Source organism: Polaromonas sp. AER18D-145, assembly GCF_002379095.1.
In the GTDB taxonomy this organism is placed as follows: Bacteria; Pseudomonadota; Gammaproteobacteria; order Burkholderiales; family Burkholderiaceae_C; genus Polaromonas.
This window is the reverse complement of sequence record NZ_NBZV01000009.1, coordinates 1-13,864: the sequence shown is the minus strand read 5'-3', so window position 1 is coordinate 13,864 and position 13,864 is coordinate 1. Positions and strand designations below refer to the sequence as shown.

At 63.4% G+C, this 13,864-nt stretch carries 11 protein-coding genes; 8 read left to right on the top strand and 3 right to left on the bottom strand.

All coding sequences use genetic code 11. The features are described 5' to 3' along the window. Positions 1-38: 38 nt before the first annotated feature. From B7G52_RS06850 to B7G52_RS06815, 8 genes are all read left to right on the top strand, one after another. Entirely contained in the window at positions 39-941 is a 903-nt protein-coding gene (locus tag B7G52_RS06850; protein WP_170954698.1) for a sulfurtransferase, read from the top strand. A 71-nt stretch (positions 942-1,012) separates the two neighbouring features. Beyond that, positions 1,013-1,579 carry an OsmC family protein gene (locus B7G52_RS06845; RefSeq protein ID WP_096696879.1) on the top strand — a complete coding sequence of 189 codons (567 nt, stop codon included), beginning with the start codon at positions 1,013-1,015 and terminating at the stop codon, positions 1,577-1,579. A 46-nt stretch (positions 1,580-1,625) separates the two neighbouring features. Next, positions 1,626-2,807 (top strand): acyl-CoA dehydrogenase family protein, encoded by a 1,182-nt coding sequence (locus B7G52_RS06840; protein WP_096696878.1) that lies wholly within the window; start codon positions 1,626-1,628, stop codon positions 2,805-2,807. Next, the gene (locus B7G52_RS06835) at positions 2,804-4,090 is read left to right on the top strand and encodes an FAD-dependent oxidoreductase (RefSeq protein WP_096696877.1); all 1,287 of its coding nucleotides are present in this window, start codon (positions 2,804-2,806) and stop codon (positions 4,088-4,090) included. The genes B7G52_RS06840 and B7G52_RS06835 overlap by 4 nt, the downstream gene beginning before the upstream one ends. A 615-nt stretch (positions 4,091-4,705) precedes the next feature. Continuing rightward, on the top strand, positions 4,706-5,050 hold the full coding sequence (locus tag B7G52_RS06830; RefSeq protein WP_096696876.1) for a DUF2061 domain-containing protein: 345 nt from the start codon (positions 4,706-4,708) through the stop codon (positions 5,048-5,050). Positions 5,051-5,251: 201 nt separating this feature from the next. Further along, positions 5,252-7,564 carry an NADP-dependent malic enzyme gene (locus B7G52_RS06825; protein WP_096696875.1) on the top strand — a complete coding sequence of 771 codons (2,313 nt, stop codon included), beginning with the start codon at positions 5,252-5,254 and terminating at the stop codon, positions 7,562-7,564. Between the two features lie 186 nt (positions 7,565-7,750). Beyond that, positions 7,751-8,158, top strand: a complete 408-nt coding sequence (locus B7G52_RS06820; protein ID WP_096696874.1) for a ribonuclease domain-containing protein — start codon at positions 7,751-7,753, stop codon at positions 8,156-8,158. 54 nt (positions 8,159-8,212) lie between these two features. After that, entirely contained in the window at positions 8,213-8,614 is a 402-nt protein-coding gene (locus B7G52_RS06815; protein ID WP_096696873.1) for a barstar family protein, read from the top strand. Between the two features lie 336 nt (positions 8,615-8,950). Here the strand turns inward: B7G52_RS06815 and rsmA are convergent, their stop codons facing one another. The 3 genes from rsmA to B7G52_RS06800 all read right to left on the bottom strand — a co-directional run bounded on the left by rsmA (position 8,951) and on the right by B7G52_RS06800 (position 13,803). Beyond that, a complete protein-coding gene (gene rsmA, locus B7G52_RS06810; protein ID WP_096696872.1) occupies positions 8,951-9,778 on the bottom strand; it encodes a 16S rRNA (adenine(1518)-N(6)/adenine(1519)-N(6))-dimethyltransferase RsmA in 828 nt (275 codons plus the stop codon). 160 nt (positions 9,779-9,938) lie between these two features. After that, complete coding sequence (locus tag B7G52_RS06805; protein WP_096696871.1) at positions 9,939-11,333, bottom strand: peptidylprolyl isomerase; 1,395 nt, start codon at positions 11,331-11,333, stop codon at positions 9,939-9,941. Further along, positions 11,326-13,803 (bottom strand): LPS-assembly protein LptD, encoded by a 2,478-nt coding sequence (locus B7G52_RS06800; RefSeq protein WP_096696870.1) that lies wholly within the window; start codon positions 13,801-13,803, stop codon positions 11,326-11,328. Before B7G52_RS06800 ends, B7G52_RS06805 begins: the two co-directional genes overlap by 8 nt. Between the last annotated feature and the right edge of the window lie 61 nt (positions 13,804-13,864).

The window sequence follows — 13,864 nt, the reverse complement described above, 5'->3', positions numbered from 1 at the left end:
AGGGACGGCATGTGCCGTGACTTCCTCTGGAGATTGCCATGACGACCCCTTCTTCGACGACCAGCGTTCTCGTTTCTCCCGAACAACTGTCCACCATGATGGCGGCCGAGCCCGTGGTCATCATCGACACGCGGGACGCCGACACCTATGCCGCCGGCCATTTGCCCGGCGCCGTCAACATGCGCGAGATCTTCACTTTCCTGGCCACGTCCACGGCCGAAGGCCTGACCGCGCTCAAGTCCACCTTTGCCGAACACTTCGGGCTGGTCGGCCTGTCGGGCGCCGAAACCGCCGTGTTTTACGAGGATGCGCTGAACAGCGGCTACGGCCAGTCCTGCCGCGGCTACTACCTGCTGACCTGGCTGGGTTACCCCAAGGTCAAGGTGCTCAACGGTGGTTTCTCGGCCTGGAAAGCGCAGGGCCTGCCGGTCAGCACCGAGGCGGCAACGCCCACACCCGCCACCTTCCCGTCCGACCTCGCGATGACCGACGTGATGCTGACCAAGGAGGATGTGGCCGCAGCGCTGTACACCGATATCGCGCTGCTGGACGTGCGCGACATCGACGAATGGACCGGCGAAAGCTCGTCGCCTTATGGCAAGGACTTCGCGCCGCGCAAGGGCCGCCTGCCGGGCGCCAAGTGGATCGAGTGGTACCGCTTCATGAAGCCCTCGGCGCAGGGCCCGGTGTTCAAGTCGCCACTGGAAGTGCAGGCCGAATGCGCCACCGCTGGCATCGGCACAGACGACACGGTTTACCTGTATTGCTTCAAGGGCGCCCGCGCGTCGAACACCTTCCTGGCGCTCAAGCAGGCCGGCTTCAGCGACGTGCGCATGTACTTCGGTTCGTGGAACGAGTGGTCGCGCGACGACTCGCTGCCGATTGAAACCGACGCGCCGGTGATGAAGGCCAAACCACCGTCGCTGGCCCTGGCCGCCTGAACGAGGCCCTGCCACTTTCCCCTCTTTCGCTTTCCCTTCTTTTGTTGACAACCTGATCAGGAGACTTCCCTATGTCCGTGGACACTGCCATCGCCCCCGCCGCACCGAACACCATGAAGGCTTACCTCCAACCCATCGACAGCGAGGGCCTGGCTGCCTTTGCCGCCAAGGGGCGTGCCAACCCGGCCTCGCGCGGCACCAACAAGGTCCACACCGTGATGCAGGGCATGTACCGCTCGCTCAGCTACGTGGGCGAGCACACGCCGGTGGTGGTGGACGAGCCCCTGCACCTGTTCGGCGAGAACACCGCGCCGGCACCCGGCGAAATCGTGCTGTCGGGCCTGGGCGGCTGCCTGGCCGTCGGCATCACCGCCGTGGCGACCTGGAAGAAGGTCAAACTGTCCAGGCTGGAGGTCTTCATGGAAGGCGACATCGGCAACCCGGCGGCCTGGGGTGCCGGCGGCGCCACCAAGGAAGCGCCCGACATGGGCTTCCAGGCGATCCGCGTGAAGATCGTGATCGAGGGCGATGCGCCGCGGGAGATGCTCGACGAAATTGTCCAGCATGCGAACTTCTATTCGCCGGTGGCCAACAGCATGCGCAACCCCATCCCCTTCGAAATTGCCCTGGCCGACTGATCGGAATCAACCTGCACGACCGCTCCACCACCGCAAGGACTTGCTCATGAATCCCGCTGATCTGCCCCGTGAACTGACCTGCGTGCCGCCGCCGGCGACCGACGCCCTGCTGGCCGCCGTGCGCGCGGTGGCGCAGGGGCCGCTGCAGCAGCAGGTGGAAGCGATCGACCGGCAGGGCCACTACCCGCGGGCTGTGCTGCAGGAACTGGCGAAGCTGGGCGCGATGAGTGCGCACCTGGACGCGCCCGCCGGCGCGGGCAGTTACGCGCTGGCGATCCAGGCCATGGCCGACGTCTCGCGCGTCTGCGGCGCCACCGGCTTCATGATGTGGTGCCAGGCCGTGTGCGGCCTGTATATGCAGCAGTCGGGCAACCCGGCCCTGCTGGGCGACCTGTTGCTGCGGCACGCCAGCGGTGCCGGCCTGGGTGGCACGGCGCTGTCCAACCCGATGAAAAGTTACGCGCAGATCGAAAGCCTGCTGCTCAAGGCCACCCCCGTCGATGGCGGCTACCTCGTCAACGGCACCTTGCCCTGGGTCAGCAACCTGGGGCCGGACCACTACTTCGGCGCGATTGCCGCGGTGATCGCAGGGGACGCGCCGACCGCTGCAACAGGAGGCGCCGCCGCCGCGTCGCGGGAGGTGATGTTCCTGCTGCGCTGCGACGCCCCCAGCGTGGAGCTGCGCGAGTGCCCGAGCTTTTCGGCCATGGAAGGCACCGGCACCTACGGCGTGCGCCTGAAGGACCATTTCATTGGCGCGAACGAGATCATGGCCGATCCGGCCAAGCCCTACATTGCGCGCATCCGCGCGGCTTTTGTGATGCTGCAGTGTGGCATGGCGGTGGGCATCACCCAGGGTGCGATTGACTCGATGTGGGCCGTGGAGCCGCAACTCGGCCATGTCAACCAGTTCCTGGAAGACCGGCCCGACACCCTGCAGGCCGAACTGGATGCGCTGACCCGGCGCGTGATGCAACTCGCCGAAACGCCGTTTGAACCATCAGCCGAATTTTTCATCGACGTGCTCGATGCCCGCGCCCACGGCGCCGAGCTGTGCCTGCGCGCCGCCCAGTCGGCGCTGATGCACCAGGGGGCGCGCGGCTACCTGATGTCGTCCGAAGTTCAGCGGCGCGTGCGCGAGTCGCATTTTGTCGCCATCGTCACGCCGGCCATCAAGCACCTGCGCAAGGAAATCGCACGGCTGAGCGCCGAGGAGCAGCCGGCATGATCCTGCCGCCGCAAGCACGGCCTGCCGAAGCCGTCACCACCGATGCGTCCGGCTTGCCCTGGGCACTTTTTATCTGCAAGGCCTGCGGACTGATTTATGACGAAGCCAAGGGTGATGCCGACAGCGGGCTGGCGCCGGGCACGCGTTTTGCCGACATCCCCGACGACTGGGCCTGCCCGCTGTGCGGTGTGGGCAAGGCCGACTTTGAACCCCATGTGGTGGCCGAGCAACCGCAGCGGCGGGCCGCCAGCCCGGCCACCCGTCTGCCGCAACCCGCAACCGCGCGGCACAACGCGGGCACAGTCATCGTCGGGGCAGGGCGCGCCGGCTGGCAGATGGCGCAAGCCCTGCGCGAACGCGACGCCGACATGCCCATCACCCTGGTGACCACCTGCAGTGGCGACCTCTACGACAAACCCATGCTGTCGGTGGCCATCGCGCGCGGCATGGCCGTCGACAAACTGGCGCGCGAAAGCGGCGACCAGGCGGCGCAACGCCTCGGTGTGCGCTTGCTGGCCCACACGCAGGCCGTCAGCATCACGCCGGGCAGCCGCCAGCTGCGCACCACCCGCGGCACGCTGCGCTACCGGCACCTGGTGCTGGCGCATGGGGCCCAGGCGCGCTCCCTGCCGCAACTGCCTGCCGCCCTGTGCTGGCGCATCAACCATTTGCAGGCCTACGCCAGATTCCGCGAGGCCCTCGGTCACTCCGTCCAGCGCATCGCCATCGTGGGCGCCGGCCTGATTGGCTCCGAACTCGCCAACGACCTGGCGCTGGCGGGCCACCAGGTCACCTTGCTTGATGTGCAGACGCGGCCGCTCGCGACCTGCCTGTCGGAAGCACAATCGCAGCAACTGCTGGCGGCCTGGCGCGACCTGCCGCTGCGGTTTGTCGGCGGGGTGCAGGTCAGCGGGGTGACGTCGCTGGCAGCGTCAGGCCAGGGGGACAAACAGCTCAGCACGCAATCTGGCCAGACCTTCATGGTCGACCACATCGTCGTGGCCGCCGGACTGCAGACACCGAGCCGGCTGGCGCGCAGCGCCGGCCTGGCGTGGAACCAGGGCATTGATGTCCAGCCGGACTCGCTGGCCACCAGCGTGGAAGGCATTCACGCCCTGGGCGATTGCATTTCCGTCAACGGACAGGTCAGCCGTTTTATCGAGCCCATCGGCCGGCAGGCGCAAACGCTGGCGGCCGGCATTCTGGGCCAGGCTGTCACGTCCTACCATCCGGTGCGCGTGCCGCTGCGGGTGAAAACAACGTCCCTGCCGTTTACGCTTTGAGAATTTATCAAGGCCGGCTAGCCGCCCTGCTACCGGGTCTGTGCCGCGGCATTGCGCAGCGCCGTTGGCGCAACAGCCGTTTCGGACACCGTCAACACCACGGAGAGCGACCCCAGGCCGATACGAAGCTGCTACGGCAACGCGCGCGAAGGCTTCCCCGCTGCGGTGAACCCACCCGAGGCCGCATCAACCCGCAACCAGACCGGAAGCGGCTTGCCGGAAAGCGTCGTGGCTTCCACCGGCGCCTCACCAGCCAGGGCCATCAGGCCCTTGGGCAAGGCAACCGGAAAGCCGTGCTGGCAGCCACCCGCTCGCGGCTAACACTCACAGAAACAATGCCGGGGCGCTGGTCAGCCGTTTCGCGCAAGGTTTGCACCAGCACCGCCGAATCGCCAGTTGCACAAGGGTTTTCACAAGACCATGCGCAGAAAACAACGTGGCCGAACATGCAAAAACCACGCTGGCGACAACTTCTATCCATACGGTAGCCAATTTCAATTGGCCAATTAAATAGTTAATTTATATAGTTGGCACATCTTCAATAATTTTTAGCTATTGAAAGGTCAGGAATGAAAAACTGGCGCTTCCCCCGCCTCAGCCCCAAGGAGTCTGAACATGGCCAAGCTTGTACGTGCCAATTTGCCCACACTGAAAAAGACCGCCAGCTACTACGTGGTTCACGTCACGGTTGCAGCGGGGGTGGCCTATGCCGTGACCGGCAACCTGCTGCTGTCCCTCACGCTGAGCCTGCTCGAGCCAGCGATTCAGGCGATTGCCTTTTTCTTCCACGAAAAGGCCTGGCAACGCTGGGGCCGCCGCACGACCGGCAGCGGTGGGCGCCAACGCCTGAACCCGCGACATCCGCTTTATCGGCGCGGGTCTGACCTGCATACCAACTGCGCTACCCGGACGCCAGCGGTCGCGGCGGGTATTGCCGCAAAAAGCGGCTTACATCGGTGATCGCCCGTCATGCAACGGGCAACAGCCGGCAACAGGCGCTGCCCCCGATGAAGTGCCCCGTGATCTATGTGAAAAAGTCAAAAGCGCTGCACCGTTTTGCGTAGATCCACGTACTAGGGTTTTCCCCTTGAACGCCCTACAATCGCAGACCTTACAAAAAATTGACGGCCCTGCCAGGGCCGCCGCTCAGGAGACAAACTCATGCCCGCCGTGCCAGCCACCCCAGACAGCCAGGAAAAACGCGACGAGCTGCGCCGTGCCGCACTGGAATACCACGAGTTTCCGACCCCCGGCAAGATCGCAATCGCGGCCACCAAGCAGCTGGTCAACCAGCGCGATCTGGCGCTGGCCTACTCGCCCGGCGTCGCAGCCCCCTGCGAGGAAATCGTCAAGGACCCGAATGCGGCCTTCAAATACACCAGCCGCGGCAACCTGGTGGCGGTGGTGACCAACGGCACAGCCGTGCTGGGCCTCGGCGACATCGGTCCGCTGGCCTCCAAGCCGGTCATGGAAGGCAAGGGCGTGCTGTTCAAGAAGTTCGCCGGCATTGACGTCTTCGACATCGAGATCGACGAGAAGGACCCGGCGAAGCTGGTCGACATCATCGCCTCTTTGGAGCCCACCTTCGGCGCCATCAACCTCGAGGACATCAAGGCGCCGGACTGTTTTTACATCGAGCGCGAGCTGCGCAAGCGCATGAAAATCCCGGTATTTCACGATGACCAGCATGGCACGGCCATCACGGTCGGCGCCGCCATCCTGAACGCCCTGAAGGTGGTCGGCAAGCTCCCGACGCAGGTCAAGCTGGTGACCTCGGGCGCGGGTGCCGCGGCGCTGGCCTGTCTGGGACTGCTGCTCAAGCTGGGTATTCCGCGCAGCAACATTTTTGTGACGGACCTGGCCGGTGTGGTCTACGAAGGACGCACCGAGCTGATGGACGAAGACAAGATCCAGTTTGCGCAGAAGACCACGGCGCGAACCCTGGGCGAAATCATTGAAGGTGCAGACATCTTTCTGGGCCTGTCGGCGGGCGGCGTGCTGAAGAAAGACATGGTCATGAAGATGGCCGCCCGGCCCATCATCTTTGCGCTGGCCAACCCCAATCCCGAAATCACGCCTGAAGACGTCAAGTCGGTACGCGATGACGCCATCATGGCCACCGGCCGCACCGACTACCCGAACCAGGTCAACAACGTCCTGTGTTTCCCCTACATCTTCCGCGGTGCGCTGGACGCAGGCGCTTCCACCATCACGGTCGAGATGGAAATTGCCGCGGTGCATGCCATTGCCGAGCTGGCGCAGGCTGAGCAAAGCGAGGTGGTGGCAGCCGCCTACACTGGCGAGCAGTTGGCGTTCGGGCCGGAATACCTGATTCCTAAGCCGTTTGACCCGCGCCTGATGATGAAGATCGCGCCAGCCGTGGCGCAGGCGGCCGCCGACAGCGGTGTGGCGCTGCGTCCCATCACCGACATGGACGCTTACCGCGAGAAACTCCAGAGCTTTGTCTACGCCTCGGGCACGACCATGAAGCCGATTTTTGCGGCTGCCAAAAAAGCCGTCAAGAAACGCGTGGCTTACGCCGAAGGTGAAGAAGAACGTGTACTGCGCGCCTGCCAGATCGTCGTCGACGAAGGCCTGGCACGACCCACGCTGATCGGCAGGCCGGCGATCATCGCCCAGCGCATCGAGAAATTCGGGCTGCGGCTCAAGGAAGAGCTGGACTACGACATCGTCAACGTCGAGCAGGATCACCGTTACCGCGACTTCTGGCAAACCTACCATCGCCTCATGGAGCGCCAGGGCGTGACCGTGCAAATGGCCAAGATTGAGATGCGCCGCCGCCTGACGCTGATCGCCGGCATGCTGCTTCACAAAGGTGATGTGGACGGCCTGATCTGCGGCACCTGGGGCACCACCGCTCACCATCTGAACTACCTGGACCAGGTGATCGGCAAGCGCCCGGGCGTCTGTACCTACGCCTGCATGAACGGCCTGATGCTGCCGGACCGCCAGGTGTTTCTGGTCGACACCCACGTGAACTACGACCCCACGGCCGAGCAGTTGGCCGAGATCACGACTCTGGCGGCAGAGGAAATGATGCGTTTTGGCATCAAGCCCAAGGCTGCGCTGCTGTCACACTCGAACTTTGGCTCATCCAATCTTCCGAGCGCCCTGAAAATGCGCCACACCTTGCAATTGCTGCGCGACGAAGCCCCGTGGCTGGAAGTCGACGGTGAAATGCACGGCGATGTGGCACTGGACCCTGCGGCGCGCACAGCGGTCATGCCCAACAGCACACTGTCCGGCGAGGCCAATTTGCTGGTCCTGCCCAACATCGATGCGGCCAACATTGCCTACAACCTGCTCAAGACGGCAGCGGGTGGCAACATCGCCATCGGCCCGGTACTGCTGGGTGCCGCCAAACCCATGCACATCCTGACCGCCAGCACCACAGTGCGCCGGATTGTCAACATGACAGCCTTGACCGTGGCAGATGCCAACGCATCCCGATAGGCTTTTTTAGACAGCTAGCACTAACTTATCATTGTCCCGAGTGGGGAGCTGACTGCCTGAATTTCGGGCAGGCCCTTGCGTTTTTCTGCGGGATGCGTCAAACTCTACCTCTTGAAATTTAAGGGTTAACCCGGCAACTGCTCAACGATTGGCGATTGGCTCTGGTTCAAGAAAGACGAATTTTCCATGTTGCGAAAAAGTGGGGCCGGTTGGCGGCTAGCCGCAGCAGTCGTTCTGGCTGCTTTGAGCACGGGGTTCAGCCCGTCCGGCATAGAGGCCAAAGGGCCAGTCCCCGCGGCCGAAGTCAGCCCGATTTCAGTTGCGTCCCTGCCGGAGCAGGGACGCCACATGGTCCGGTTGATTTACCAAGGGGGCCCGTTCAGGTACGACAAGGACGGTTCGGTGTTTGGCAATCGGGAAAGAATACTTCCCGCCAAAAATCGCGGTTACTACCGTGAATACACCGTCAGAACCCCAGGGGAGCGCAGTCGGGGCGCCCGGCGCATCGTTTGTGGTGGTTTTGTACCCACCACGCCCGATGCTTGTTATTACACCGATGATCACTACGCGAGTTTTCGCAGAATCGCTCAATAAGGTTCAACAGTGATCGTCAACTTTGAATTATTGACTTAAGAAAGAGACGCGGAGATGGAAACACCACTTCGTACTGTTAGACCCAATATCGTGCAGTCCATACGCGCCTTCCGCGTGCAGGACTTGCAGGATGCCGCCACCCAGCTTGGCCACCACTTCCTCTATGCCAACCTGGGCAACGCCCAGAGCAAGCAGGACGTGCTGGACATGATCGCGGCACAGTACACCTTCCCGGCGCATTTTGGCAAAAACTTTGACGCGCTGTACGACTGCATGACGGATCTGGTTCACAAGTCCGGCCCGCAGCCCGGCTTTATCGTCCTGCTGGAACAGATCCCTGCGAATGCAAAATTCGACAAGGAAGCACGCGAACAGCTGCTGGACATCTTCAGGGATGCTGCGGACTACTGGGCGGATCGAAAAATCCCGTTCAGATGTTTCTATTCTTTTCTGTAGCCCGCTCCCCAGACATTGGCCAAGGGGATCGGGCGAATGAGGCCCAGCAAGCAAACAGCGCAGACGGCGAAGAGCCGATGCCAACCGACAAACTGCTCGACGTGTCGCCGCTGGCGCTGCGCATGAGCAGCCCGTTCAACGCGGGATACTGGTTGGCCGCAGCCTGACGCTTGCAAACAAGCTGCAGAAAAAGCCCGTTGTTCGACGGGCTTTTTTCATGGCGAACCGTCGCCTCGTCGATCACCACCGGAATGAGGAAAAAACGGTAGGCAGCGCCCGCCGGATGGGCCCAAGCCGCTATCAATTCAGAAGCAACGATGGCGGCCGACCAGCGGCTCAGACGCCCGGCCCGCTTTCCAGCGCCTGCGCCAGCGCCACATATTCGGCCACCGGCACTTCCTCGGCGCGGCGCTGCACATTGAAAGGCGGGCTGTGCGGCCGCTGCTCCAGCCATTGGCCCAGGGAGTGGCGCAACAGCTTGCGGCGCTGGCTGAACGCCACACGCACCACCTCGCTCAGCAGCTTGATCTCCACCTTCTCCGGCGCAGCCCGGGGCACCATGCGGACCACCGCGCTGTCCACCCGCGGCGGTGGGTCAAAACTCTGCGGTGGCACAAACAGCACGTTCTCCATCGCATAACGCCACTGCAGCATCACGCTGAGCCGGCCGTAGTCGCTGGTCGCGGGGCGGGCCACCATGCGGTCGATCACTTCTTTTTGCAGCATGAAATGCTGGTCTTCAATGACCTCCACCGCGTCGAGCAGGTGGAACAGGATGGGCGTAGAAATGTTGTAAGGCAGGTTGCCCACCACCCTGAGCTTGCCGGTTTCTTCCCCTGCCGCCTCGGTTGCGGCGCCGCCCCGGGAAGAGGCGTCGGTCTGCACCTGCCGGGCCAGCTGCGTGAAATCCACCCTGAGCACATCGGATTCAACCACCGTCAGTTGTGGATGCGCGCGCAGTTGCCGGGCCAGATCGCGGTCCAGCTCGATCACCGTCAAGTGGCCGAGGCGTTCGGCCAGTGGTTGGGTCAGGGCCGCCAGACCGGGGCCGATTTCCACCATGGCCTGGCCAGGCCGGGGGGCAATCGCCTGCACGATGTCGTCGATGATGGCGCGGTCGGTCAGGAAATGCTGGCCGAATCGTTTGCGGGGGATGTGTTTCACAGAGGGCCGAAGCAATAGGTCAGCGCGGCAAGCGAACCGACGAGCGCATGAACGGTCCCGTCAAGCAGGGGCCGCGGAACCGGCTTCGCCGGGCCGCAGGCGCAGCGGCCCCCTCGGGGGGCAGGGAGCTACACGCAGTGAGCGACCGTGGGGGCAACATCTACTGCGGCGGGTCCCGGTATTCCACATAGGCGCGGCCACGCACTTCCTGCGCCCAGGCACTGTAGGCCTCTTCGAACTTTTTCTCACGCAGCGAGGCACGCACAATTTCACGCTGCTCGCGCGGGGACAGCTTGGTGTTGCGCCGCTCCAGCACCTGGATCAGGTGAACGCCGAAACGCGACACGACGGGATCCCCGACCTGGCCGGGCGCGAGGCTGTTCATGTGCTCCTCGAACTCGGGCACAAACTGGCCGGGGCCGGCCCAGCCGAGGTCACCGCCGTCCTTGGCCGAGGCGTCCTGGCTGTGCTCGCGGGCCAGCGCGGCAAAGTCGCCCTGTCCGGCAGCAATGCGTTTCCGGAAATCGGCCAGCCGCGCGAGGGCGGCCGCCTCGCCAAGCTGGGCCGTGGGGCGCAGCAGGATATGACGGGCGCGGGTTTCCACCACCGTGGTTGCCGGCATGCCGGCGCGTTTTCGCTCCAGCACCTTGAGTACGTGAAAACCGGCACCGCTGCGCACCGGGCCGGCGATACCCCCAACCGGTACATTTTTCGTGGTGTCGACAAAAAGCTCCGGGTAGCGATCGGCAGGACGCAAGCCCATCTGACCGTCGGCGCTGCGCCCCGGCGCAGTGGAAAACTCGCTCACCAGCGCGGTGAAGTCCGTCCCGCTGCGCGCACGCTCTGCCGCCAGCTGTGCCCTGGCCTGCAGACTGGCGACCTGGGCCGGGGTGGCGTTTTCGGGAACGGTCACCAGGATCTGCGCGAGGTTGATCTCCTGCGCGGCGGGGTCAGCCCCGGTGGCCTGCTCGCGAATGAACTGCTCCACTTCCTGGTCACTGACCTTGGCCTGGGACTCGAGTTCGCGCTCCCGGATCCGGGTCAGCAGGATTTCATTGCGAAGGTCGGCGCGGAACTGGGCAAAAACCAGCCCCTGGGCGGTCACGCGCTGGCGCAGCTCCTCGACGGACACCTGGTTTTGCCGGGCAACATTGAGCACCGCCTCGTCCACCATGGCGTCGCTGACCTGCACCCCCAGCTCCTTGGCCAGCTGCAGTTGTGTGCGCTCCACGATGATGCGTTCGAGCAGCAGCCGTGCCAGCTCGTTTTTGGGCGGCAGCGGCGTGCCTTGCTGCGCCATCTGCTGCTCGGTGCGCAGCATGCGCGCGCGCACCTCGTTGTTGGTAATGGGCTCGGAGTTGACCACGGCCACGATGTAGTCGGCCTGCCGTTGCACACCCGCTCCCGTACCCAGGGTTCCCAGACCCGGCACCCGCAACTGGCCGGGCGGCCGCAAGGCCTGGGCCTGCGCGGAAAAGGCAGGCAAGCCAAACACCAGCGCCAGCGCGGCGGCGCCGCAAAAGCCAGGACGGGGGAGAAAACTGGATTTAGTCATAGTTGGTAAAGCGGCTGGGTGTCGTGCCCTGCTCTCGCAGGTACTGGTAACGCGGGATGTTGGCTTTGAGGGTTTTCAGGGGATTGGCACCAATGCGCGAGAAACCGACGAACTCCAGCTGGAACAGGATACGCGTGTTGTTGGCCTTGGATGAAGAAGCCGCCAGAGCGGTACCAAGCTGCGTCCGCTCCAGCACAACGCGGCCGATCCAGCAGCAGCCGTCGTATTCAATGCCCAGCACCATGTCCACAAATTTTTTGTCGGGCACGCTGTAGTTCAGGCGGCCGACGCTGTACCAACGGCCGGCACCCTGGCCGCGCCCGGCACCCAGGTCCTTGCCCTTGTCGCCCCACAGATCATTGATCGGCCATTGCCAGCCTACATCGAACTGCTCACTGACATTGCGCTGGCGACGGTAGGCCGCACTGATCACGCGGTAATTGCCCGGGTTGTAGCGGGCACCCACCGTCGAACGCTGGGAAATACTGGTCTTCGGGTTGTACTGGACCGTGCTGTCCAGCGACCAGGCTTTTGTCAAGTTCACAGAGCCACCGAACAACAGGTCGCTGAAGCGATCCGTCACTGGTACGCCACCGGGCAAGGTGACAAGCTGGTCCTTGAATCGCAGGCGCTGGGCCACGCCCACACGCAAGGCCTCGGCACCGGTGTCTGGGTCCAGCAGGCGCGAGGTCAGGCCCAGCGTCAGCAGGTTGGAATCCGAGATGCGGTCGTTGCCAACAAACGCATTTTCAGTGAACACCGTCGCGAAATTGAAGTCGTTGGCACCCGAGTCGTAGTTGGGCAGAAAACGCTGGTCACGATAGGGTGTGTTCACATAAAACGCACGCGGCTCCAGCGTCTGGGTGTAGGCCTGCCCGAAATAACTGGACTCGCGCTCAAACGTAAGGCCGCTGTCCAAACTGAAGGTAGGCACCGTCCGGGAGGCTGTGCGTGAACCATTGGCCAGCGGACCATCAAACTGGTAAGAGGTGGTATTGAGCATCAGCTTGGGCGTGATGTATCCCTCCGGCCGGATCCAGGGCCGGCTGATCTGTGCAAGTGCAAATGCACGGCTGGCATTGGGCTGCCCGGTCAACCGCCGGTCCGATTCGAAACGCGTGAAGTCTGTGCTGATTGAATAATCAAGCCCCGCCAGCCCGCCCACAGGCACATTGACGCGGTTGTAGGCGGCGGTCAGTTGAGGCATGCGGTCATACGGCGGCACGATAGGTGAATTCACATCCTGCAGCGTCTGGTATTTGAGGGCGCGCAGCGTGGCCGAAAAATATCCCTTGCCCCAGTTCAAGTTGGCATCATTGGTCAGCAGCCGCTGCGTTAACAAGGCACTGGCCCCACCAATGCCTGTTCCCGGAAAATCACGCCAGTAGTTGTTGTCACTGACCCGGTTCAAATTGAGGTTGTAGCCCACACTGCCCACGGACTTCAGTCCGGTGCTGTAGCTACCACTATGCAGGTAGTTGTAAGACCACCGGTTTGCGTTGCGCAATTGGTCATTCGCCAGCAAGCTGGCGCGCAATTCACCCTTGTAGCCGCGCTCCAGATAACGAAACTCACCAGCCAGGTCCACGCCGCGTTTGCTCATCAAGGTCGGCGAGAAGGTGGCATCGCGATTCGGCGCAATATCAAAATAATAGGGTACGGTCACGGCCGTGCCACTGAGACTGTCGATCGCCAGTGTTGGCGGCAACACGCCCGACTTGCGCTTGTCGCTGAGCGGAAAGCTGAAGGTGGGCGCCGCCAGAATCGGCACATTCATGAAGCGCAGGACACCGCCCGAAGCCTCGCCGACATCCGCTTCCCTGTCGAGCTTGAGTGTGGTCGCGTTGACAATCCACGCCGGCATCCAGCTCGGACCCTCACCGCGCTGGCAGGTGGTGAAGGTGGCGTTGTGCGCCACCAGGCGCTTGTCGTCCAGAAAGTCGATGCGGTCGGCTGCGCCATAACCGTCGTTCTGCAAAAACCGGTAGTCCGGCGTCAGGAAAAAGCCCTCGAAGGTGTCGAGCTTGATTTCCAGCTCCGGCCCGTTGTACAGGTTGCCCGAGCTGTTGACGCGCACATTACCCCGGGCCTTGACGACATCGGTCGGCTGGTCGTACTCGATCCGGTCGGCGCGTATCGCGGAGCCGCCGCGGCGTAGCTCAGCCTCCCCGTCAACCACGGTTTCGAGATCCGGGCGGCCCGACACGCGGTTGCCAAAAACAAAGGTCGGTAGTTCGATGCCCGGGCCGCCCGGCGGCTGCTCGGCCAGCATGGACGAGCTCCTGAGCAGCACCGGTGCGCCATCACTGGTTTTTACACCCGGCAGTTCCTGCGCCTGCCCGGAAGTCGCAGGGCTTTGGGCGTAAGCCGGTCCGCCATGCCCCAAGCCCAGCATGGTGCAGGACACAAGGCTGAAGACGGCATGGGCGACCGGAGAATGAATAAAACGCGAGCGGGATGCGCGATGCATCGGAAGTATGAGATAAACCCGTTTGTGAAAGCTGGCCCGATTATCCTATGCCCACCCGACC